Consider the following 22,718-nt stretch of genomic DNA (forward strand, 5'->3'; position numbering starts at 1 on the left):
CACATTCATTAAAAAGGAATTCGTTCTAAAGCCATTTTTAAAGCCAGGCTAAATACGGCTGCTGATATAAATAAAACCCAGCTCATTCGTTTTATGCGGGTATAATTAAAAACTAAAAAGGTAATTAAAAGAATCATAATTACCATGAAAACCTGTCCGGCCTCTAAACCTAAATTGAAACCAAACAGGCCCCAGCCAATGTTCTGATCTTTAGCCAACATGATCCGGATGGAGTTTGCAAAGCCCATTCCGTGGATAAGCCCAAAACCCAATGCCAAAAAGTAATTGATTTTGATTGATTTTAAGGAGAAATCTTTTCTGAATAAATTACTGATCGCCGTAATGACGATGGTACATGGAATCAAAAATTCTACCCATTTACTATCAAACCTGATAATATCCAGTACACTTAAAAGTAAGGTAAGTGAATGGCCAATGGTAAATGCTGTAACCAATATGAGCACCTGCTTTAAATTAACATAGCTGTAAATAGCCACAAGAGCTAAAACGAATAGCTGGTGATCTAAAGCATCGGCACTAATAATGTGCTCCCAACCCAATTTAAAATAAAAGATAAAATCTTGTAAGGGCATGAATAATAAGCTAACTATTGGAACCAGATAGTTTACAATAGCTAAAATTATACTTTTTAATTATAAAAACACCAAATATTCCCCAAACAAAAGCATAAATCCTAATTTTGTTACTATTTTGGTGATTAAAACCCATTATTTGGTTTAGCTTTAAGTTATAACTTTGCTGTTAATTAACAAAAAATGATACGTAAATTAAGATATATCCTTCTGTTTTTGTGCTGTGCTTTTTTTTCTGTAAAAGCGGGAACAAATCATCCTTTGCACGTAAGTACAACAGAAGTTAACTTTAATGCAAAAGATAAAACGTTAGAGTTAAGCTGTAAAATCTTTTCCGATGATTTCGAGGCAATTTTGTCTAAATCATACAAACAAAAAACTGATTTAAGCAATCCAAAAATGAAAAGTGCGATGGATGAATTGGTAAAAAAGTACCTGCTCTCTCATTTACAGCTAAAAGCCAATGGCAAGGCTGTTACCATGAACTATATCGGGTTTGAGATCGATCATGAAGCCACCAATATTTACCTGGAAGTTGAAAAAGTGGCAGCTTTAAAATCTATTGAAATTAACGACAGTATTTTATACGATATGTTTGATGATCAGATGAGCATAATACATGTGGTTAAGGGCAGCAACCGCAAAAGCACTAAAATCCTTTACCCTGAAAAAAAATTCGTGGCAAACTTTTAACTGTACTTTTTGTATTAGATATGATCTGGCGTTAAATTACTGTTAATTAATGGTCAATATCTTAAGTTAATATTAGGCTAGGATAAATTTCTTGTAATCTTTTTTTAAATACCCGTTGTTAAAATAAGTTATGCAGCTAATCATCTTCTCCAATATTTTAACGCCCCGGATTAAATATATCTTCAATTTCATTTTTAAAGATATTCTTAAAACAGAAATAGAATTTACGGGCAACAGCCAATATTTTCTGCAGAGTGAAAACATCAAAATCAGCTATGGCGATGAGCCTTTGGGAGAAGAACTTTTTTTTAAAAGCACACCTTTGCTTTTTTCCAACAAATTAGAAAACATTAAACCTAAAACCGTTTCATTTGGCGAATACCAGGTACCATTTCCGGTCGATCGCTCTGCTTTACCGTTCGATGTTTTTGCGGCGTCCTTTTTTATGATTAGCCGGTACGAAGAATACGTTCATCAGCAAAATACGGAAGAAGCCTTCAAGGCGTCAAAAAGTTATCAGCATAAGTGGCGTCTGCTCAATAAACCGGTTATTGATGAGTGGGCATTGATGGTTAAAAGTATCATCATGAAGAAGTATCCAAACTTTAAATTTCAGGAAAAGAAATTTCAGCACCAGCCCACCATCCATTTCAATATGTTAACCCATTTGCCTGAAGGTTTTTTAAACCGGGCCAAATTTATTTTCAGTGCGGTTTTTAAAAAGGAAAATAATTACCTGAATGCCAAATTTGACAGGTTAACAGGAATTGGGATTAACAATGAGCAAGTACTTGATCAGGTTGAAGAAATGTTTACTTCAAAGAAAAGCAATGCACTTTATTTTGTCGGTTTTCCTGATGTTTCGATGGATTATATCAGAACGGATCGCATTTCTAAAACTTTGAATAATCAATCGCTTGGTTTGTTAAGACCCTGTGCCAGCAACAACCAAAAAATGACTGAAATTAAAGAAGGTTTGATGAAGCTAAAAAAGGTATATCCGAATCTCATCAAGCTAACCAGCCAACAGTTAGATGTGCTAAAATTCCCCATATGTTATTTAAATATTCTGAACTCTGGCATCACAGCTGATTATTCTATGGGTTATGAAAACGTGACGGGGTTCCGGGCGGGAACATGTACACCATTTAACTGGTATGATCTTCAGCTAGAAAAGGTAACACCACTAGTGGTTAATTCTTATTGCTTAACCGACCACACCTTACAATTTTTAACAAGAGAAGCGGCAATAAAAGAAATACACCAATGTATTGATGCTGTTAAAGTCGTGAATGGGACTTTCTATAGTAGCTGGAACTTGAAAAGTTTGTCAGATCATCCCAAATACAGGAAGTTAAAATCAGTTTTCAAAGAAATGCTTCATTATGCAGGGAATTGATTTTAGCTTAAAATTTTTAGCCTATAATTGCTACATTTAGTGATTAAACAAACATTGCTGCAAATCTATAATATCCAAAAAACATCATGATTTTTGATATCAGTAAGACAAAATCTATCGCTAATACTTTCATTGCAGAACTTCGGGATGAGCACATCCAAAAAGATTCCATGCGTTTTCGTAAAAACATGCAGCGGCTTGGCGAATTTTTTGCCTACGAGATCAGCAAATCATTGAAATATACCAATCAGGATATCGTCACCCCTTTAGGGGTATCAACTTGCGCAGTTTTGTCCGAACAACCCGTTCTGGCTACTATACTCAGGGCCGGACTTCCACTTCAACAGGGGCTATTAAACATCTTTGATAAAGCCGAATGCTGCTTTATTTCTGCTTATCGTAAAGCGGATAAGGGAGAAGATTTTATTATTCAAATGGATTACATTTCTACTCCGGATCTGGATGGGAAAGTGTTGATCATGGCTGATCCGATGCTGGCTACCGGACAGAGTATGGTAATGTGCTGTAAAGAGCTGATTAACCGCTACAAAATTGCCGAGCTTCATATTGTTGCTGCAATAGCCAGCGCCGAAGGTATTGCCCATGTACGCGCCAACCTGCCCAAGGCAAAACTTTGGCTGGGGGCGATAGATCAGGAAATGACCAGTAAATCTTACATCGTACCAGGGCTTGGCGATGCAGGGGATTTAGCCTATGGAGAAAAGGTTTAAGTCAGTACTTAGTTTGAAATCTTTAGTCCAGAGTCCTTAACGTTCAATATAAAATGAATATCCTGTTTGTCTGCAGTAGGAATAGATGGCGTAGTGCAACTGCAGAAGCCATGTATAAAAATCACCCTGAGCATCAGGTGCGATCAGCTGGAACCGAACCATCGGCAAGGATTAAAATCAATTCAAAATTGATCATTTGGGCTGATTTGACTTTTGTGATGGAGAAAAAACACAAACAAAGAATTACCGAACGTTTTACTGATGAAGTTTACGAAAAAGAAATAATCACGTTGGATATCCCGGATGATTATCAATACATGGATAGGGAGCTTATTGAAGAAATTGATTTAAAAGTTGCCCATTATCTCACCGAACCTGGATAATCATCATATCTTTTGGTATCGCATCCAATGTCATTAACTTAAGGGCCTTAACCGTAGATGTAGGCAGATCATACGGAGCTTAATCTGTTTGCATCCTTTTCATCTGTAGTTAAATTATCCTATAGGTTGGTGTCGAACCGATCGAAATAGATTTAGGAAATGAGCATGCAGTGGTATTTGGCGGAATGTAGCCCCGCTTTTCGCTTTACTCCGTTTCACTTCGTGCCCGCTTCAATCGCCTGCCCGTACAGGCGGGGGTTTAGGAACAAGGGTTTGTGCACTCTTTAACCGGAAATGAACAAAAGGCAATAAATAATCAAACTCAGATTATCTGTAAATTAAAGATCATTAAGTTACATTTGAGAAAATATTATAAATGAAAAAACACATCTTCTTCGACCTTGACCATACCATTTGGGATTTTGACCGCAATGCCGAAGAAACACTAAACGAACTTTACCATACTTATAAGTTAGATACACTTGGACTTCAATCTTGCGCAGACTTTATCAGTACCTATACCGAAAATAACCATCAGTTATGGGCTGATTATCATCTGGGTAAAATCACCAAAGATTTTTTAAGAGCCGAACGCTTTAGCAAAACTTTTATTCAATTGGGTATTCATCCTGACGCAGTGCCCCATCAGTTTGAAGATGATTATGTGAGTATTTCGCCTACCAAAACCAATCTTTTTGAAGGTGCAGAAAATGTTTTGGGTTATCTACAGCAAAAATACACCCTGCATATTATTTCCAATGGTTTCAAGGAAACCACCTTAACTAAAATGCATCTCTCGAATCTTAACCCGTATTTTGAGAACGTCATTATTTCTGAAGATGTAGGTGCAAACAAACCCAGTCCCATTATTTTTGAATATGCCTTGGATAAAGCAAAAGCAGTAAAGACAGAAAGCATTATGATTGGTGATAGTCTGGAAGCCGATATCTATGGTGCATTAAATTTTGGCATGGAAGCCATCTTTTTTAATCCTTTGAGAAAAGAAAAGCCCGAGGAAGTAAAAAAGGAAATCTTTCATTTAGAAGAATTGTTAACACTTTTTTAATCTACCCCGCTTTTGTCTCATTTTGTCATTTGTTTGGCATTAACCTAAACACGCACAAATAAAACCTTAATTAACATGAAAAAAACATCTTTTTAGGACTGGCAATGCTGTTAGCTAACCTGATTTTCGTCCAAAACAACCGCAGATCTGCAGAAGTCTTTTTATAAAACGTTGATCCGGGCAAATACAATGTATCTCTGGATGAAGAACTCACTTCTTCTTCGAATGATAGGTCCCGCTTTTACGATGTCTACAATACTACACCGATGCTATCCATTACCCAGGGCAATACAACGGTTCTAAAACAACGGATTAGAGTGGTTCCAGACCAAAGACTTGTTTTAAGTCTTAATCATAAAAGGTTGATTACGCTTGAGCAGTTGGATATTTTTCGCAACAGGCAATATGCCCTTGATGATTTTGACGGATATAGTGGAGATTATACCGGCATTGTTCCGCCCATGGTGCCTAAGACATATTTAAATTATAGACTGTTATCTGATGAAGCATTTCAGACCTTTTTGGCACAATATAAAAGGGAAAGTTTTGATGATGGCAGATCAAAAATGGTAAATGTAGTGATCAAAAACTCATCACTACTAAGTACACTGGTAAAAATCCTTTTAAAATCTTTCGCCTTTGATGATGAGCGCCTAAAAGTAGCCAGAAACCTTTACAAAAACGTTGCTGATCCTCAGGACTATTTTACCCTGTCTGATATCAAAGTTTTCCGATCTAATAAAGATGAATTTTTAAAATATTTGGAGAAAGAGTAATTCAACCTATCTTTATTAGATGACGGCTGCAAAAATTAAGGCATCGATACATCAAGTGGTTGATGCCTATAAATCGAAATTATCGAATTACCCTGAAGATATTTTCCAGATAACGCCACCAATTTCTGGTTGGAGTTATGGCGAAGTATATTCACATATTTTTGATTCAAGCCTACTTTCGTTAATTGCCTTTGAACATGCCGCAAACGGCAAAGGCGAAAGCAAACCGACTCATTTGATAGTAAAACTGATATTGTTACTGGGTGCATTACCTCCTGCACAAAAATATAAAGTCCCCAAACGGTTGGCAGAGCGGGTAAAGAAAATCAGTAAAACAGAAGCCCTTAGTTTTATTCAGGCATTTGAAAAATCTTTAGCCGATAATTACCTCTTGCTTGCGAATACGAAATCCAAAAGCAAAACAAAACACCCCAGGTTGGGCTATTTAAATGCTAAACAATGGCTTAGGTTTATAGAAATACATTTAAAACATCACCTAAAACAGTTAGAAAGGATAGAGAAGAGCTTTCAGGCGTAAATTAATTTTGGCACATAGTTGGATAATTCTAAATTCTTTGTGGATGAAATGCGCTTGTTACCTCTCCATCCATATTGTACTTTGTGCCTCTAATCCCAATGAAAAGAAAGAGAGTGACTAGTTGCTATCCTAGGGCCTTAAGTTGAAACTGCCTAGTCAAAAGTACGGGAAATAAAAAGTAAAGCTGAGTCCTATTAAGACAATAAAATATTTTGAATTTAGTGTTCCGTACTTAACGCACATTTTTTTACATCTTTGCGTTGATGAAATTACCCGCCATAAAAGGTTTTGATGAAGAAGCATTTAACAAGTATTTAAAGAATACGGGGTGGTTAATGCTGGCTAGAGTTGGAAGTTTAGTGATTAAAATCTTGGTAGGATTTGCTATTACCAATTATTTGGGAAAGACGTTAAATGGCATCTTAAATTACCCTACAGCATTCACTACTTTTTTTATAGCTGCTGCAGCTCTTGGTCTTGATGGTTTTACTACTCGAGAACTTCTTCGCAATCCTGAAAATAGAGATCGTTTACTTGGAACTGCGTTTTGGCTTAAGATCGTCGGTGGACTTTGTATTATTCCGCTCATATATATATCATATATCCTTTGGAATATACATAAGCCTGTTGAAACACCACTCAGTTATATTCTAATTGTAGGACTTACAGGAATCACTCAAGCTTTCTATATTACTGACAGTTATTTCCAATCTAAAGTACAGGCCAAATACGTAATGCGAGTACAAGTATTCGGTAATATTATTTCTGCATTAATAAAATTAGTATTTATCTTCTTAAAATTAAATGTTAAATGGTTTGTTTTTGCTTTATTGCTTGATACCATTATTTTAGCGATAGGATATATCTATTTTTACAAAATAAAAGTAGGAAGCATTTTTAACTGGATATTTGATTCAGTGTTGGCGAAATATCTAATTAAACATTCATGGCCACTCGCTTTATCTGCTGTTTTAGTTTCAATATACATGAAAATTGACCAGCTGATGGTTGAAAATTATCTCGGAAATGGGGCTTTAGGGATTTATTCAACAGTTGTACAGTTAAGTGAAAGTTGGTATTTTATTCCAGTAGCAATAGTAACTTCCGTATTTCCTGCAATTATGAATGCGAAAAGAGATAATCCGGAGCGATATAATAAGCGTTTACAAAACATGTATGATATTATGGTTTGGATAAGCCTGAGCGTAGCACTCTTCATGACTTTCGCCTCGCCTATCATATATCATATAGTTTATAAGCCAGAATTTTGGGATGGCGCTCATGTATTAACCGTTCATGTATGGGCAGGTATATTTGTTTTCTTAGGTAGTGCAAGTGGACAGTATCTTATAGCAGAAGGATATACTAAGTTATCAATGCTCCGAACAGGAATGGGGGCTGTGGTGAATATCACTTTAAATATAATATGGATACCAAAATTTGGTATAATGGGAGCTGCGCTAGCCACTCTCATTGCTTACTTTATAGCTACCTTTTTCATTTTATTAATCCCGAAAACACGTCAACAAGGTATAATGATGTTAAAATCGTTATTTTTGGTCACCGCATTTCAAAAAATATTTAAACGTTGAGTACTCTTAAAGCATTAAGCACATTAATTGCAAAGCCAAGCAGGCTTAAGGCACTATTATCATACGGGCACAAAGGCTACCTAAACAGCATTGGTTGGTTTACTGCCTTTGATAAGAAACAGGCCGTAGACGGACAAGGGAAAGCTTTGCCTTGGGTAACCTATTCATTTATTGATTTCATTAAAGAGCGGATAGATAAATCACAGCGCATTTTTGAATACGGCTCTGGCAGTTCGACTATTTTTTACGCAGAAAGAGCTGGCTCGGTAACTTCTGTGGAACACGATAAAGGCTGGTTTGATAAAGTAAAAAACACAAGTCCGGACAATGCCGAAATGATATTCTGCCAGTTAGAGCAAGATGGAGAATACGCAAAAAAAAGCAATGCTGCTTGGTAAAAAATTCGATATTATCATCGTTGATGGCCGCGACCGTGTAAACTGTTGTAAGTATAGCGTTGCTGCTTTATCAGAAAACGGTGTACTGGTTTTGGATGATAGTGAACGTGAGGTTTATCAGCCCGCACGCACGCTATTAAAAGCCCAAGGTTTTAAAGAAATTAGCTTTAGTGGTATATCTCCTGGCCTTTTCTATGAAAAAGCGACTTCGGTTTTTTATAAACAGGATAATTGTTTAGGTATTTAACCCATCAGGATCATGTTAAGCGAAGAAGTAAAAACGGCCTACGATAATTTTTATACCAATAGTGATGTGGCATGGAGAATGCTCGGTGCCAAATATAAAGCCCAGAACATTGTTGAGGTATGCAAAGGGCTAAAACCCCAAAAAGTGCTTGAAGTTGGCGCTGGCGATGGCAGCATTTTACATTTTTTAAATGAATGGCATTTCGCCACAGCGCTTTATGCTTTAGAAATTGCACAAAGTGGTGTCGACCTGATAAATGACCGCAAGCTACCCAACTTAAAAGAGGCCCAAACTTTTGATGGTTATAAAATTCCGTATGATGATAATACATTTGACTTGGTTATCCTGGCGCATGTTTTAGAGCACGTAGAGCACGAAAGGTTACTTATCAGGGAGTTAAAACGCGTAGCTAAATATATTGTAGTAGAAGTGCCGAAAGATTATCGTTTTGATGTGGATAAGCGCATAAAGCACTTCCTGGATTATGGGCACATCAACATGTATACCCCAACTTCGCTCAGGTTTTTACTGCAAAGTGAAGGATTGGAAATTTTAGCCGATAAAATTTCGATGACTGCAACTGAAACTGTAAAATTTAATGAGTTTATCAATAAAAAAACACCCAAAACATTTTCTAAAAACCTAAAAATAGAGCTGGAATACAGGATAAAGAAAACCTTGGGTAATTTATTTGGAAGGAAAAAACAGGAACAGTACGCGAATGCGTATACTGTACTAACCCAAAAATCAGATCAAGATCTGCAGATATTTTAGGTGGTAAAAGGGAATATATAGGGTAAGAATACCAAACTTATATGTCCTTAAACTTCTTCAATAGTAAGGCTCTAACTGAATATACCGTTATTTTAAGCTGAGTTTTACCGAGCCATTTGTTAACCGTCCCAATAGATTATAAAGGGTTAATAATTGATTCAGAACTAAGGTGTGACTTACTAGTTGAGGATTCGCTATTTGTTGAATTTAAAGCTGTTGAAAGTGTAGCACCAATCCATGTAGCCCAACTGTTGACTTGTATGAAGTTATTAAAATTACCCCTTGGATTAATGATAAACTTTAATTGTTTACATATCTTTTCAGAAGGCCAAAAAACATACGCAAACGAAAGATATGAATCAATTTATTAGTATATTTTTACCTGAACTTATATGTGCCTTCAATTTCTTTTATGGTGAAAGATGTGGCCAACTTAGTATTATGGTTAACTCTATAAATCTTAACTTGTAAAACAAAAATGCAAAACCTTGCCCCTATAGCACTTTTCGTATACAACCGTCCGCAGCACACTGCGCGAACGTTACAATTTCTGCAACAGAACGAGCTGGCAGCTCAAAGCCACTTGTATATTTTTTCTGACGGGGCTAAGACTGCTGCAGATAGGGAAAAAGTTACCGAAGTAAGAAAAATCATTAAAAAAGTAGAAGGCTTTAAGTCAGTTCAAGTGGTTGAAAGCAAGGCAAATGCAGGCTTAGCGAATGCGGTAATTACAGGAGTTACCCAATTGATTGAAGAATACGATCAGGTAATTGTGTTTGAAGATGATCTTATTACCTCACCACATACTTTAGCCTATTTCAATAATGCCTTAAATCACTACCGCGAGGAGGAAAAGGTAATGCACATTGGCGCTTACATGTATCCTTTAATAGCCGATGATCTTCCTCAGTCCTTTTTCTATAGGGCAGCCACCAGTTGGGGCTGGGCAACATGGGGAAGGGCATGGAAAAATTTCGAACCAGATATAGATGTTCTTCTTAAACAGTTTGATAAAAAGAAAAGAGCTGCTTTTTCCATTGATCATAAAATGAACTTCTGGAAACAGATGCAGGAGTTTAAAAAGGGGAAAAACAACAGCTGGGCCATAAGATGGTATGCTTCTATATTTTTAAAAGGCGGTATCACACTTAACCCATCACAATCACTCGTGAACAACATTGGCCACGATGGCACGGGCGTACATTCAGGAATAAATGATATTTATAATGTCATTATCAACCCCAAACAAATTGTTGAATTTCCAACCGTAATAGCTGAAGATCCCATTGCCTATCAAGCCATCAAACGCTTCCTCACAAAGCGAAAAGGTAATATGGTTACACGGGTGAGGCGTTTTGTAAAAGAAAAACTCACACAATATTTTTCCAAAAAATAATAACAGCTTCAATACTCCATCTTATAAGCTATAGCGTAGTGTTGTAGGCAATTAAAAAAATGACAAACTTTTTCTGATTGCCCATGTTGATTTTATACATCGAAACTATAAAAATAAAAAACATGAAAACGACAACAGAAACAGCAGAAGTATTAAATGATTTGATTCAAATTAATAATGATCGTATTGAAGGTTATGAAAAAGCACGTCAGGAATTAAAGGATGAAGATGCCGATTTGAGGACGTTATTTTTGAATATGATAAGCGAAAGCCAAAAATATAAAATGGCGCTGGCAACTGAAGTATCTGCTTTGGGCGAAGATATTGAAACAGGAACTACCAATTCAGGTAAAATTTATAGGGCCTGGATGGATGTAAAAGCACTATTTACCGGCCACGACCGCAAAACAGTGTTAAACAATTGTGAGTTTGGTGAAGATGCTGCACAAAATGCCTATAAAATGGCTTTAGAGTCAGATGATATCCCTTCAAATATCAGAGAGTTAATTTCAGACCAAAAAGCAGCTTTAAGACAGTCGCACGATGAGATCAAAAGATTACGTGATGCCCAGGCTTAATTAGCAAATAATTACATAATGAAAAACCTCCTTTGATCATAATCAGAGGAGGTTTTTCATTTATTATTTCGACTGGAGCATCGCGGAATGCCCGCCTGTGCGGACAGGCCTGCCCGTACAGGCGGGGAGAGATCTATCTCAACAGATTCCTCGGCTTCAATGCGTTTTCGCTCGAAATGACGATTTTTTGACGTAAAAATCAGTTAAGATACTACGATTCCAATTCCTTATCCAAATGTTCAGTAACACGTTGAATGGTATTATCAATCGTATTACTTAAAATAGTAAGGTAAGAACCTTTTTTAGCCGTATCAATGGCAATCTGCAAACAAGCAGTGCTTTTATTGTTTACAATAATCTCCTTATTAGGGTCAACTTCTTTTATCCCTTTAATCAGCAAATCAACCAGTTCCTGCTGTTGTCTGCCACGAAGATATTTTTCCTGGCAAATATAAATCTTGTCAAACATCTGTGCAGAAATACGGGCAGTTTCCAAAATATCCTCGTCTCTTCTATCTCCTGTTGCGGAAATAATCCCAACCTGTTCTGTTGCCTCAACACCCTGCAGGAAACCTTTCACACCATTAAATCCATCAGGATTGTGCGCAAAATCAACCAATACGCTAAAATCTTTGAACCTGAAGACATTCATCCTACCTGGTGTATGCGCCGCAGAAGGGATAAAGGTTTCTAATGATAAACGGATATCTTCTGGTTTATAACCCCATAGATAAGTTGCAAGCGTTGCCGCTAGTACATTCTGGATCATAAAATTTACAGAACCTCCAAAGGTTAAAGGAATGTGGGTGGCTTTATCTACCCTTAATTTCCAATCACCGGTTTTGATAGTGATGTATCCATTTTCATAAATGGCCGCGATTCCACCTTTTTTACAATGCTCTTTTACCACAGGATTATTTTCATCCATACTGAAATAAGCAACATTGCACCGTGCATCTTTAGCAATACGAACACAATAACCGTTGTCTGCATTTAGCACAGCCCAACCTTTGCGACGTACGGCTCCGATTACTACGGCTTTAACCCGGGTTAAATCGTCAAGATTGTGGATATCAGAAATACCTAAGTGATCTTCCTGGATATTGGTAACCACACCGATATCGCAGGCATTAAACCCTAAACCTGCCCTTAAAATTCCGCCACGGGCGGTTTCCAAAACGGCAAATTCTACTGTAGGGTCTTTTAAAATAAATTCCGCACTCACCGGCCCTGTGGTATCGCCTTTCATTAGCATGGTATTGTGTACATACACCCCATCACTGGTAGTGAAACCTACACGTTTGCCATTGCTACGGATAATGTGTGCAATTAATCGGGTGGTGGTGGTTTTTCCATTGGTTCCTGTTACGGCAATAATGGGGATCTGTGATAATTTACCCTGTGGATAAAGCATATCAATTACCGGTGCTGCAACGTTACGTGGCAAACCTTCGCTCGGCGCCAGGTGCATTCTAAAACCCGGAGCAGCATTAACTTCTAATACCACCCCGCCATTTTCTGTTAAAGGCTGGGTGAGGTTCTGCGCCATGATATCGATACCACAGATATCCAATCCGATTACTCTTGAAATCCTTTCGCAAATGAAAATATTCTGTGGGTGAACAATATCTGTAACATCAATGGATGTCCCTCCAGTACTTAAATTGGCGGTCGATTTTAAATAAACCACTTCCCCTTTATCCGGAATGGTTTCTAACGTATATTCTTTTTTGGCTAATAAATCCAATGTATCACGATCTACAGCTATTTCCGTTAGCACATTCTCGTGTCCATAACCACGACGTGGGTCTTCATTTTCCTGATCAATTAATTCCTGGATGGTATGAATCCCATTTCCTTTTACATGCGCCGGATCGCGTTGTGCCGCCGCGACCACTTTATGATCGATGACCAGCACACGGAAGTCAAATCCGGTAATGTATTTTTCAATAATTACTCTTCTCGAATAGGTTTTAGCATATTCAAATGCTGCCACAGCATCTTCCATTGTTTTCACATTAATGGTGGCGCCTTTACCATGGTTGCCATCAAGCGGTTTGAAAACTAAAGGAAAGCCAACTTTTTTAACGGAAGCTTCAAGATCATCAGGATTTGAAATGGTTACCCCTGAGGCTACCGGAATAGCGGCTTCCGTAAGCAAACGTTTCGTTTCCTCTTTATTACTGGCAATGTCTACGGCAATACTGCTGGTTTTTTCGGTCATGGTAGCCCTAAAACGCACCTGATTTTTACCATAGCCCAATTGTACCAACGAACTTTTGTTCAATCTTATCCAGGGAATGCTTCTTTTTACCGCTTCCTCTACAATCGAACCAGTACTTGGGCCTAAGGCTTCCAGTTCACGTATCTCCTTCATTCTTCGGATATCGTGTTCCAGATCGTATTCCTCATTATTGATCAAAGCTTCGGCAATTCTAACTGCTGCTTCTGCAGAGTAAACCCCTACTTTTTCTTCCAGATAACTGAAAACCACATTATAAATCCCTTCGGTTTTGGTCATGCGTGTTCTGCCAAAGCCAGTCTCCATACCCGCGAGTGTCTGAATTTCGAGCGCAATGTGTTCAATCACATGCCCCATCCAGGTTCCTTCTTTTACACGGGTAAAAAAGCCACCTTCAACACCTTTTGAGCAACGGTGGGTAAACATGCTCGGCAACAGTTTCTCCATCCTTTCGCTAAACCCTTCGATTACATTTGTTGGTTTTTGCTCCAAATCTTCCAGGTCCAGTCGCATCTGGATCAATTTCTTCCGGTTAATAGACCATATGTTTGGTCCTCTTAATACTTGTATATTTAATATCTTCATGTAATGTTTTGTTCGTTTATTCTGGCTAAGCGGATACTTCAGAATCGCTCTTTTTACTCCATATTAAGAATGAAATTGATGACTGTAAATTATACATTTATTTTGAAAATAGACGTTTCATTTAGCTAAATCAATTTTAAGGTGTATTTGTTTTATTTTCAAGAGCAATCCTGTTAATTTTAGGTTATAATATGTTAACTTTTGTTAATAATTTGAATATTCTTTACAAAAAAAGTCGTGTTTTTTATCTTAAGCCTATATATTTGGGTTTTTCGATACAATTATAATACACAAAGAATGATTCCGAAAGGTAAACTCATCATCATTGGTGGCGCAATAAATACAGGTAGCTTTGCAGAAACTCAATTTGGACTGCCTGAAAACATGAATTTTTTCGAGCGTGGAATTTTGAAACGGATTACTACAGAATCATTAAGAGATACGCAATCTCGTTTCGAGATCATCACCACAGCATCGTTAATGCCCGAGAAGGTGGGTGAAGAATATATTAAGGCTTACGCACAATTAGATGTACATAACGTTGGCGTTCTTAATATTACCAACCGTGAAGAAGCCAATTCTGATGAAAATTACGAGCGTATCCAAGCTGCAGAAGTAATTATATTTACCGGTGGCGATCAGCTCCGCCTTTCTTCCATCTTCGGCGGTACTAAAACCCATCAAATCCTTTTAGAAAAATATAGAAACGAACCTGTGGTTATTGCAGGTACCTCGGCTGGGGCAGCGGCAAGCTCTAAAAACATGATTTATCAAGGTAGCAGCAAAGATGCTTTACTTAAGGGAGAGGTAAAAATTACTGGAGGATTAGGCTTTATTGACGATGTTATTGTAGATACACATTTTGTTCAACGTGGCAGGATTGGCCGTTTGTTGTATGCTGCTGCCAGTAATCCTGGCATTTTAGGGATCGGACTTGGTGAAGATACCGGGCTTTTCATTTCTGATGGCCATAAAATGGAAGCCATAGGCTCTGGAATGGTAATTTTAGTGGATGGTCGCACCATGGCCGATACCAATTTAACCGATGTAGAAATGGGGCAGCCAGTTTCTATTAAAAATATGGTGGTGCATGTAATGTGCGATGGAGATATATACGATTTAACAGACCATAGCCTGGTAATCCATCATCCAAAGGTTGTTCCTGTAGCATAATTCAGTTAGCAGTTAACAATGGGCAATTTTCAGTTTGGAGTTATTCAATCTTGATACTTGCTACATAATACTACAATATTCAAAAAATGAAACTAATCATACATGGCGGTTTCTTCAGCGAATCGTCTACCAACCAGGAAATGAAAAAAGCTAAACAAGACGCTTTAGCTTCAATTGTTACGCTCGGACACGAATATTTAAAAACACATACTGCTTTAGAAACCGTTGTTTATACAGTTGCATTGTTAGAAGATAACGAACTGTTTAATGCCGGTATAGGTTCACAGATCCAAAGTGACGGAAAAGTTAGATTAAGCGCAGCCTTGATGGATGGCAAAACCGAGAAATTTAGTGGTGTAATCAATGTCGAAGATATTAAAAACCCTATAAATGTTGCAGAGAAACTGCTCACACATGATGACCGGGTGCTTAGCGGCGACGGTGCCCAGCAATTTGCCAGAACAAACGGATTTGGATATTTCGATCCGATTACCCCACAACGCCAATCAGAGTATGAAGCTAAATTAAACCAAAAGAATAATAAAGGCACGGTGGGCTGCGTAGCGCTAGATGCAAACAGAAACATAGCCGCAGCAACCTCTACTGGCGGAAAAGGATTTGAAATTCCCTGCCGGGTGAGCGATTCGGCAACCGTGGCCGGGAACTATGCCAATCCATATGCAGGTATTTCCTGTACAGGAGTAGGTGAGGATATTGTAAGTGGGGCTTTAGCTGCAAAGATTGTAACCCGCGTTACCGATGGTTTTTCTTTAAAAGAGGCATCTGATAAATCTTTTGCAGAACTTAAAGCTTTTGATGGCTTTGCAGGTATTGTAGGTATTACTGCTGCAGGTGAAGTTTACCATTGCGACTCGCACCCTTACATGGTCTGGGCAGCTTTTGATGTTAATTTACAGGTATTTAGCTAAAATTAGATTTAAAGTATTATTTTTGTTGCATGACCAAAATTGTATTGGCTTTAATTGGCCTTTTTGCAACAGTACAACTACAAGCTCAAAATCTAGATAAATCTGAGATCCAGGAACCTAACGGTAGTGCGATCAGTATAGCAGTATCTAAATTTGAGTTGGAAGATGGAAATTCCTTTTTTGAGGAAGCAGAAGATTTTGAACGAAAAGGCGATTACAACGAAGCCCTTACCCTATTCGGCAAGGCAGCTTTTGAATATAATTCCGTAAAAAATTTCAATAGGTATGGGCTTGCAGTTATCAAGATGAGCAATATGCATTATCAACTTGGCCGTTTTGCCGATGCGGAGCAAATCCTTTTAAACGTAGCGCTAAAAAATTATTCCAAAACTGGGAATAGGGCAGGAATAATGAATACTTATAACCTTTTAGGAAAAGTTTACCTGGCTAATACCAAGTATACACAATCGATGTGGTTCTATACCCAGCAAGGTATCCTGGCGAAACAATTAAAAAGCAACAATGCTTATATCGAATCTATTCTGGGCATTGTTCAGGTAAAAATTAAAAAGAAAGACTTTACGCTTGCCCTGAGAGATTTAAAATCGGCTGAATGGCTAGCTAACTCCATTAAAACCACGCAGTATAAATCACAGATTAAAGATGCGAGGGAAATGATTGCCAATAAAACCACTGGCAAAAAGGTAAATCCGAGCTAATTTAAGCAACTAATTTTTCTACAAATTCATCGTATTAAGTCATAATATGGCCCATAACAGGCTGTAATTAAACAAATTTTGCGTTTGGGTAAAACAAAAAATAATAGGCAACGTTCTACATAAGAATTGTTAAATAAAGAGCTTTTAGTTAGATTTGATCAAATTTTAACAAGAGACGGTAATAAAGCTGTCTCTTTTTTGTTTTTTTTGCTAAAATGGTATCATATTGGCTATATAGAATTGGAAATGGATTTTAAATCATTTAAAGAAATGTTAAAGAGGATATTTTTTGTAATTTTTACTGCGGCAGTACTGGCTTGTCATGCTGCCCCTAAAACTCAGCCAATGGTTGAGGGGGTTACCAATGTGAAACCTGATGAGCAGCAGCAACTTGTTATCAAAGAGGTTGTAAATTTGATTGAGAGTTACAATTATAAAAAAGTTAAGATCAATGATTCTATTTCCTCAATCGTTTTAGATAAGTATATCAAGTCTTTAGATCCAGGTAAAAATTACTTCCTGGCATCAGATATCAAAGATTTTGAGAAATACAGATATACTTTAGACGATGATTTTAAAAATGGCGACTTGAGCGGCCCATTTTTCATCTACAACGTTTACGCTAAAAGGCTTAATGAATACTTTACCTATTCGCTGGCACAGATCAAGACTAAATTTGATTTTAACCAAAATGACACTTATGTCTATGATAGGGAGAAACAACCTTGGGCAACTTCTTCTACAGCTTTAAATGACAACTGGAAAAAACGGGTAAAATACGAACTGATTAATTTAAATTTAGCCGGTACTGCCGAATCTAAAAATATCGAAACATTGACTAAACGTTATAAAAACTTACAATCGCAAACATCAAAAACCAATAACCAGGACGTTTTTCAAATTTTGATGGACGCTTTTACCGAATCCATTGATCCGCATACCAATTATTTTAACCCAACCAATGCAGCGGCATTTAACGAAGACATGTCACGCTCTTTCGAAGGTATTGGCGCCCGTTTACAATTAGAAAATGAAGTTGTTAAGATTTCTGAAATTATTGCTGGGGGACCTGCGTTTAAGGGAAAACAGCTAAGTGCGGGAGACCGTATTATCGCAGTTGCACAAGGCGATGGTGAGTTTGTTGATGTTGTAGGCTGGAGATTAGATAACACGGTTTCGAAAATCAAAGGTCCGAAAGGAACAAAAGTGCGCTTGAAAGTAATACCTGTGGGCAAAGAAATGTCGTCTAAACCGGTAATCATCGAATTGGTTCGTGATCGAATTGTTTTGGAAGAAACATCTGCCAAAAAGAAAGTTAAAACCATTAACAGCAATGGCAAGGACTACAAAATCGGGGTTATTACCCTACCTGCATTTTACGCCGATTTTAAAGCAGCAAATGCGGGCGATAAAAACTACAAAAGCACCACCCGCGATGTTAAAAAATTGATTGACTCATTAAAAACATACGATAAGGTAAATGCTATTGTAATGGATTTACGCGGAAACGGCGGAGGTTCATTGGTTGAAGCCATATCGTTAACCGGATTGTTTATCGATAAAGGACCTGTTGTACAGGTAAAAGATTTACGCGGCAAAATCGAGGTAGATGAAGATGAGAATAGTGGTGTGGCCTGGGACGGTCCGTTTGGTGTAATGGTAGATCGTTTAAGTGCATCAGCATCAGAAATTTTTGCAGGCGCTATACAAGATTACGGCCGCGGAATTATTATGGGTAGCCAAACCTATGGTAAAGGTACAGTACAATCTTCAATCGACTTAAATAAACTGGTTAACCCTGGCATGCTACAAAGATTAGCAGGATTAATTTCTAAAGATAAAACTATTGGAACCTCACCTAGTAGTGCCAACCCAGCAGATATTAATTTAGGCCAGATTAATTTAACCATGGCTAAATTTTACCGTGTGGCCGGTAGCAGTACACAGCACAAGGGTGTAACTCCTGATGTTGTTTTCCCTTCCATTTACCCAATGGATAAAATTGGAGAAGATACAGAGCCATCTGCCTTGCCATGGGATGTGATTCCAAGTTCGAACTTTAAAGCAGTTGCCAATTTGAGTGCCGTTAAAGCACAGTTGATCAAAAATAGCGAGCAACGTGTTGCAAATTCATTGGATTTTAAATACCTGAAACAAGATGTTGCAGACCTTAAAAAACGTGATAGCGAAGTTTCGGTAACTTTAAACGAGGCCAAGCTAAAAGCTGAACGCGATGCGCAGGAAGCTAAAACACTGGCAAGACAGAATGAATTAAGAGCCTTAAGAGGATTGCCAGCCCTTAAAAAGGGTGCGAAAGTTACCAAACAAGATGCGTTTGATTTCATTGAGGATGAATCGCTAAAAGTAATGGGCGATTTTATGCAACAATCTGGCAGCTATGTAATGAACCTAGGCTTAGTACAAAAGAATAATTAAGAAATATGTTTCAACATAAAGGCCGCTTTAGCAAAACTAAAGCGGCCTTTTTTGTTATCTGGTTTCAGAGTTACCGACTTTCAGGCAATGTGCTTACTAAAATTGATAACCTTCCCTGGTGTCGGATATTACGATCCGGCACTGAAATACTTATCGTTGATCTGATCAGTTGTTAGATGGTAACATCTGGCAGCACAGTTAACAACCCAATCATTAAAGTTCAGAGTTGTCAGCTTTCGAGCAAAGTGCTTATTAAAGTTGACAACCCTACCTAACGTCTAAATGCTTACTTATTAGCAGTAGGCTCGTTTTGTTTGCTTAATTGCATCGCCATCATTTCTTTCATGGTTTTGTTCATCCCTTCAGTACTTCCATCTAAAAAGATCACGTTGCCTTCGCTATATTCTGCAAACTGTTTAATGGCTTCTGTCCACATGGTAAATAAGATTACTGAAGTATCTAAATTTGCCTGTTTCATTTCATGTGCAGCATTGGTCATACCTTTTGCAACTTCTTCTCTAAACAATGCGATACCCTGCCCGCGTAATTGGGCAGCTTCACGCTCTGCTGTAGCAGCAATTTTAATCGCATTACCATCCGCTTCTGCGGCTTTGGTTTTGGTAATCAATAAAGCCTGTCCTTCGTTTTCAGCTGCGGCCTTTAAGTTGTTTGATGCAACCACGCGGCTCATGGAGCGCATAATTTCTTCATCAAAAGTAATATCGTTTAACTGAAGATCCTGAAGATGGTAACCCCATCCATCCAACACCTGATCAATCTGTTCCTTAACATGAAGCACAATTTCATTTCGCTGGGCCAATACGTTTGCCTGCTTTTGCGTAGCCACATATGCCCGGATAGATCCTTCGATGGTCCTGATCAAAGCCTGCATCAGATTGCTCGCATCAACAAATTTAAAGGCTACATTTTTGATGGTTTCTTCATCCTGATTGATTACAGAGTAAAGCAACATGGCTTTGAAGTAAACATTCGCCTGATCTTGCGTTACAGCCTGAAAAGAAAGTTCAACAGAGCGGTTTTGGATTGATATCCGAGAATAAATCTGCTCTATTAAAGGAATTTTAAAGTTTAAACCGGGTCTTAAAAGCCTTTGGTACTTACCAAACACGGTAACTACCGCAATAGTTCCTTGTTTAACGGTAACAAATGAGCTTAGCAGTATAATCACTCCAATTACTACTAAAATATAAACGGTGTATTGCATAACTAGATTTTTTCATGAAGGTATAAAAATTCATACAAACTACACCTGCATTTTGTAGCTTTAAGTTTTCTAACTAACTTATATCAATCGAAACCATCATGATTTTTTGAATTCTGCAGTGGAATAAATAAATCTGATGACTAAAAAAAAACAAAATTTATACAGATGAAAATTAAATTATTTCTTCCAGCGGCAGGCATTTTGCTATTTGCGGCGTGTCAGAATAAAAATCATCAGGAGACTGATGTGGTAAATACACGTACCGAATTTTTTGATAAGGCTGGCATGGACACTACTGTAAAGCCTGGTGACAACTTTTTCCTTTATGCCAATGGAAAATGGATGAAAAACACGGAGATTCCTAAAACCGAAACTGGTTGGGGCTCTTTTTACACCTTATATAACGATAACCTGAAAAATCTGAAAAACATTCTCGAAAATGCTTCAAAAGCTAAGGCAGCAAAAGGAAGTGCTGAACAGAAGGTTGGCGATTTTTATACCAGCGGAATGGATACGCTTACCATTGAGAAGTTAGGCATTGAACCCATAAAGCCACTTTTAAGTAAAATAGATAGGATTAAAAATGATCAGGATTTAATCAATTTTATTGCCGAAGGCTATAAAAATGGTGAAGGTGATTTATTAGGCTTTGGCGTTGAACCAGATGATAAACTAAGCGCTAAAAATGCGTTGTCATTTACACAGGCTGGCATTACTTTACCGGATCGCAGTTATTATCTCGAACAGGATGATAAAGCAAAAAAAATCAGAGCCGAGTATATTAAATACATCACCAAAATCTTTACCCTTTCTGGCGATTCTGCAAACGCAACTAAATATGCCAACGATATTCTAAAATTGGAAACAGCAATTGCACAATCTCATTCCACGCCTGTTCAACTGCGCGATCCACAGAAAAACTATCATAAAATGACGGTGGCTGATTTCCAAAAGCTGACCCCAAACATGGATTGGAAATCTGTGCTACACAAACTGGGTGCAAACACGGATACCGTTATTGTCAGACAGCCAAAATACTACCAAGCCCTTTCAGTCTTGTTAAAAAGTCAGCCTATAGCAATCTGGAAAGAAAAATTAAAATTTGATGCGCTGAACGAATCGGCAAATGCCTTCACCAAAAAATTCAGAGATGCGAGATTTGATTTTTTCTCTAAAACACTCTTTGGTCAACAAGCACCTACGGAGAGATGGAAAGCCATTGTAAATGCCACCGATCGCAATTTAGGCGAACTATTAGGCCAATTATATGCCGAAAAGTATTTCAAACCTGAGGCCAAAGAACGTATGTTAACCCTTGTAAACAACTTACAGAAAGTATATGAAGAAAGAATTCAGAGGTTAGACTGGATGACACCAGAAACCAAAAAGAAAGCTTTGGAAAAACTGAATGCCTTTATCAAAAAAATCGGTTATCCAGATAAATGGAAAAAATATGATGATGTAGAGGTTTCGAAAAGCACCTATTATGCAAACCTTCAATCGGCAAGTAAACATGCCTATAAAGAAATGATGGATAAACTCGGCAAAAACGTAGATAAAACGGAATGGGGAATGACGCCACCTACTGTTAATGCCTATTACAATCCATCTTTCAACGAAATTGTTTTTCCAGCCGGAATTTTACAGTTTCCTTTCTTTGATTTTAGCGCAGACGATGCGATTAACTATGGTGCAATCGGTGCAGTGATTGGTCATGAGATGACACATGGTTTCGACGATCAGGGCCGCCAATATGATGCAATGGGCAATTTAAAAGAATGGTGGACCAAATCCGATGCTGATCAATTTAAAGCGAAGGCCGGTAAAGTAGAAAAATTTTACGATAAATTCTCGCTATTAGACAACCAGCATGTAAACGGTTCATTAACATTAGGCGAAAACCTGGCCGATATTGGAGGATTGAACATTGCATATGACGCTTTTAAGCTAACAGAACAAGGGAAAAGTGATAAAAAGATTGATGGTTTTACACCTGACCAACGTTTCTTTTTAAGTTTTGCACAGGTATGGCGAATTAAAACCCGGGATGAAAGCATGCGTGTAAGGTTGAAAACGGATCCACATAGCCCGGAGATGTTCCGAGTGAACGGACCGGTGTATAACATGGAGGCATTTTATAAAGCGTTTAACATTCCTGCAACCGCAAAAATGTATATTGCGCCAGCAGACCGGTTAGGCGTTTGGTAAAATTTAAAAGCATAATTTTAAAATATACGTTTGCAAA

General features: G+C 37.8%; 22 protein-coding genes. 19 read left to right on the top strand and 3 right to left on the bottom strand.

Features of this window, described 5'->3' with window-relative positions:
- Positions 1-8 precede the first annotated feature (8 nt).
- On the bottom strand, positions 9-593 hold the full coding sequence (locus PGN18_RS09745) for a HupE/UreJ family protein (RefSeq protein ID WP_335319298.1): 585 nt from the start codon (positions 591-593) through the stop codon (positions 9-11).
- A gap of 183 nt (positions 594-776) precedes the next feature.
- On the opposite strand from PGN18_RS09745, the gene PGN18_RS09750 reads away from it, so the two are divergent.
- The 14 genes from PGN18_RS09750 to PGN18_RS09810 all read left to right on the top strand — a co-directional run bounded on the left by PGN18_RS09750 (position 777) and on the right by PGN18_RS09810 (position 11,164).
- Complete coding sequence (locus tag PGN18_RS09750; protein ID WP_335319299.1) at positions 777-1,286, top strand: DUF6702 family protein; 510 nt, start codon at positions 777-779, stop codon at positions 1,284-1,286.
- Between the two features lie 130 nt (positions 1,287-1,416).
- Positions 1,417-2,685 (top strand): DUF7033 domain-containing protein, encoded by a 1,269-nt coding sequence (locus PGN18_RS09755; RefSeq protein ID WP_335319300.1) that lies wholly within the window; start codon positions 1,417-1,419, stop codon positions 2,683-2,685.
- 86 nt (positions 2,686-2,771) lie between these two features.
- On the top strand, positions 2,772-3,416 hold the full coding sequence (gene upp, locus PGN18_RS09760; protein ID WP_335319301.1) for a uracil phosphoribosyltransferase: 645 nt from the start codon (positions 2,772-2,774) through the stop codon (positions 3,414-3,416).
- Positions 3,417-3,469: 53 nt separating this feature from the next.
- Positions 3,470-3,799 carry a low molecular weight protein tyrosine phosphatase family protein gene (locus PGN18_RS09765; protein ID WP_335319302.1) on the top strand — a complete coding sequence of 110 codons (330 nt, stop codon included), beginning with the start codon at positions 3,470-3,472 and terminating at the stop codon, positions 3,797-3,799.
- A 376-nt stretch (positions 3,800-4,175) separates the two neighbouring features.
- Positions 4,176-4,865, top strand: a complete 690-nt coding sequence (locus PGN18_RS09770) for a YjjG family noncanonical pyrimidine nucleotidase (RefSeq protein WP_335319303.1) — start codon at positions 4,176-4,178, stop codon at positions 4,863-4,865.
- Between the two features lie 266 nt (positions 4,866-5,131).
- On the top strand, positions 5,132-5,641 hold the full coding sequence (locus PGN18_RS09775; protein ID WP_335319304.1) for a DUF4476 domain-containing protein: 510 nt from the start codon (positions 5,132-5,134) through the stop codon (positions 5,639-5,641).
- Positions 5,642-5,660: 19 nt separating this feature from the next.
- Positions 5,661-6,179 carry a DUF1569 domain-containing protein gene (locus tag PGN18_RS09780; protein ID WP_335319305.1) on the top strand — a complete coding sequence of 173 codons (519 nt, stop codon included), beginning with the start codon at positions 5,661-5,663 and terminating at the stop codon, positions 6,177-6,179.
- A gap of 263 nt (positions 6,180-6,442) precedes the next feature.
- Positions 6,443-7,771, top strand: a complete 1,329-nt coding sequence (locus PGN18_RS09785; RefSeq protein ID WP_335319306.1) for a flippase — start codon at positions 6,443-6,445, stop codon at positions 7,769-7,771.
- Positions 7,768-8,169, top strand: a complete 402-nt coding sequence (locus tag PGN18_RS09790; RefSeq protein ID WP_335319307.1) for a hypothetical protein — start codon at positions 7,768-7,770, stop codon at positions 8,167-8,169. Before PGN18_RS09785 ends, PGN18_RS09790 begins: the two co-directional genes overlap by 4 nt.
- The gene (locus tag PGN18_RS09795) at positions 8,156-8,416 is read left to right on the top strand and encodes a hypothetical protein (protein WP_335319308.1); all 261 of its coding nucleotides are present in this window, start codon (positions 8,156-8,158) and stop codon (positions 8,414-8,416) included. Before PGN18_RS09790 ends, PGN18_RS09795 begins: the two co-directional genes overlap by 14 nt.
- A gap of 12 nt (positions 8,417-8,428) precedes the next feature.
- Complete coding sequence (locus tag PGN18_RS09800) at positions 8,429-9,190, top strand: class I SAM-dependent methyltransferase (RefSeq protein WP_335319309.1); 762 nt, start codon at positions 8,429-8,431, stop codon at positions 9,188-9,190.
- Positions 9,191-9,306: 116 nt separating this feature from the next.
- Positions 9,307-9,561, top strand: coding sequence for a GxxExxY protein (locus PGN18_RS22400; RefSeq protein ID WP_442955349.1), 255 nt, complete (start codon positions 9,307-9,309; stop codon positions 9,559-9,561).
- Positions 9,562-9,668: 107 nt separating this feature from the next.
- Entirely contained in the window at positions 9,669-10,586 is a 918-nt protein-coding gene (locus PGN18_RS09805) for a sugar transferase (protein ID WP_335319311.1), read from the top strand.
- Between the two features lie 122 nt (positions 10,587-10,708).
- Positions 10,709-11,164, top strand: a complete 456-nt coding sequence (locus tag PGN18_RS09810) for a PA2169 family four-helix-bundle protein (protein ID WP_335319312.1) — start codon at positions 10,709-10,711, stop codon at positions 11,162-11,164.
- 211 nt (positions 11,165-11,375) lie between these two features.
- On the opposite strand, the gene cphA is transcribed toward PGN18_RS09810, so the two are convergent.
- Complete coding sequence (cphA, locus tag PGN18_RS09815) at positions 11,376-13,991, bottom strand: cyanophycin synthetase (protein WP_335319313.1); 2,616 nt, start codon at positions 13,989-13,991, stop codon at positions 11,376-11,378.
- Positions 13,992-14,288: 297 nt separating this feature from the next.
- On the opposite strand from cphA, the gene PGN18_RS09820 reads away from it, so the two are divergent.
- The 4 genes from PGN18_RS09820 to PGN18_RS09835 all read left to right on the top strand — a co-directional run bounded on the left by PGN18_RS09820 (position 14,289) and on the right by PGN18_RS09835 (position 19,248).
- On the top strand, positions 14,289-15,164 hold the full coding sequence (locus tag PGN18_RS09820) for a cyanophycinase (protein WP_335319314.1): 876 nt from the start codon (positions 14,289-14,291) through the stop codon (positions 15,162-15,164).
- Between the two features lie 86 nt (positions 15,165-15,250).
- Positions 15,251-16,093, top strand: a complete 843-nt coding sequence (locus PGN18_RS09825) for an isoaspartyl peptidase/L-asparaginase (protein ID WP_335319315.1) — start codon at positions 15,251-15,253, stop codon at positions 16,091-16,093.
- Positions 16,094-16,122: 29 nt separating this feature from the next.
- Positions 16,123-16,812 (top strand): hypothetical protein, encoded by a 690-nt coding sequence (locus PGN18_RS09830; protein WP_335319316.1) that lies wholly within the window; start codon positions 16,123-16,125, stop codon positions 16,810-16,812.
- A 246-nt stretch (positions 16,813-17,058) separates the two neighbouring features.
- Entirely contained in the window at positions 17,059-19,248 is a 2,190-nt protein-coding gene (locus tag PGN18_RS09835) for a carboxy terminal-processing peptidase (protein ID WP_335319317.1), read from the top strand.
- 286 nt (positions 19,249-19,534) lie between these two features.
- Here PGN18_RS09835 and PGN18_RS09840 read toward each other — a convergent pair whose 3' ends face one another.
- Positions 19,535-20,473 carry an SPFH domain-containing protein gene (locus PGN18_RS09840; RefSeq protein ID WP_335319318.1) on the bottom strand — a complete coding sequence of 313 codons (939 nt, stop codon included), beginning with the start codon at positions 20,471-20,473 and terminating at the stop codon, positions 19,535-19,537.
- A 165-nt stretch (positions 20,474-20,638) separates the two neighbouring features.
- Here PGN18_RS09840 and PGN18_RS09845 point away from each other — a divergent pair, with 165 nt between their 5' ends.
- On the top strand, positions 20,639-22,681 hold the full coding sequence (locus tag PGN18_RS09845) for a M13 family metallopeptidase (protein WP_335319319.1): 2,043 nt from the start codon (positions 20,639-20,641) through the stop codon (positions 22,679-22,681).
- Positions 22,682-22,718 lie beyond the last annotated feature (37 nt).

The sequence above is a fragment of the Pedobacter terrae genome (genome assembly GCF_036946585.1).
In the GTDB taxonomy this organism is placed as follows: domain Bacteria; phylum Bacteroidota; class Bacteroidia; order Sphingobacteriales; family Sphingobacteriaceae; genus Pedobacter; species Pedobacter terrae_C.

What these genes read in the sequence shown, in the direction of transcription:
- PGN18_RS09840 (WP_335319318.1), bottom strand. Translation starts at nt 20,473, where the DNA reads ATGCAATACACCGTTTATATTTTAGTAGTAATTGGAGTGATTATACTG.
- PGN18_RS09845 (WP_335319319.1), top strand. Translation starts at nt 20,639, where the DNA reads ATGAAAATTAAATTATTTCTTCCAGCGGCAGGCATTTTGCTATTTGCG.
- PGN18_RS09780 (WP_335319305.1), top strand. Translation starts at nt 5,661, where the DNA reads ATGACGGCTGCAAAAATTAAGGCATCGATACATCAAGTGGTTGATGCC.
- PGN18_RS09755 (WP_335319300.1), top strand. Translation starts at nt 1,417, where the DNA reads ATGCAGCTAATCATCTTCTCCAATATTTTAACGCCCCGGATTAAATAT.
- PGN18_RS09830 (WP_335319316.1), top strand. Translation starts at nt 16,123, where the DNA reads ATGACCAAAATTGTATTGGCTTTAATTGGCCTTTTTGCAACAGTACAA.
- PGN18_RS09825 (WP_335319315.1), top strand. Translation starts at nt 15,251, where the DNA reads ATGAAACTAATCATACATGGCGGTTTCTTCAGCGAATCGTCTACCAAC.
- PGN18_RS09745 (WP_335319298.1), bottom strand. Translation starts at nt 593, where the DNA reads ATGCCCTTACAAGATTTTATCTTTTATTTTAAATTGGGTTGGGAGCAC.
- PGN18_RS09835 (WP_335319317.1), top strand. Translation starts at nt 17,059, where the DNA reads ATGGATTTTAAATCATTTAAAGAAATGTTAAAGAGGATATTTTTTGTA.
- PGN18_RS09820 (WP_335319314.1), top strand. Translation starts at nt 14,289, where the DNA reads ATGATTCCGAAAGGTAAACTCATCATCATTGGTGGCGCAATAAATACA.
- PGN18_RS09810 (WP_335319312.1), top strand. Translation starts at nt 10,709, where the DNA reads ATGAAAACGACAACAGAAACAGCAGAAGTATTAAATGATTTGATTCAA.
- PGN18_RS09805 (WP_335319311.1), top strand. Translation starts at nt 9,669, where the DNA reads ATGCAAAACCTTGCCCCTATAGCACTTTTCGTATACAACCGTCCGCAG.
- PGN18_RS09770 (WP_335319303.1), top strand. Translation starts at nt 4,176, where the DNA reads ATGAAAAAACACATCTTCTTCGACCTTGACCATACCATTTGGGATTTT.
- cphA (WP_335319313.1), bottom strand. Translation starts at nt 13,991, where the DNA reads ATGAAGATATTAAATATACAAGTATTAAGAGGACCAAACATATGGTCT.
- PGN18_RS09765 (WP_335319302.1), top strand. Translation starts at nt 3,470, where the DNA reads ATGAATATCCTGTTTGTCTGCAGTAGGAATAGATGGCGTAGTGCAACT.
- PGN18_RS09785 (WP_335319306.1), top strand. Translation starts at nt 6,443, where the DNA reads ATGAAATTACCCGCCATAAAAGGTTTTGATGAAGAAGCATTTAACAAG.
- PGN18_RS09775 (WP_335319304.1), top strand. Translation starts at nt 5,132, where the DNA reads ATGCTATCCATTACCCAGGGCAATACAACGGTTCTAAAACAACGGATT.
- PGN18_RS09795 (WP_335319308.1), top strand. Translation starts at nt 8,156, where the DNA reads ATGCTGCTTGGTAAAAAATTCGATATTATCATCGTTGATGGCCGCGAC.
- upp (WP_335319301.1), top strand. Translation starts at nt 2,772, where the DNA reads ATGATTTTTGATATCAGTAAGACAAAATCTATCGCTAATACTTTCATT.
- PGN18_RS09800 (WP_335319309.1), top strand. Translation starts at nt 8,429, where the DNA reads ATGTTAAGCGAAGAAGTAAAAACGGCCTACGATAATTTTTATACCAAT.
- PGN18_RS09750 (WP_335319299.1), top strand. Translation starts at nt 777, where the DNA reads ATGATACGTAAATTAAGATATATCCTTCTGTTTTTGTGCTGTGCTTTT.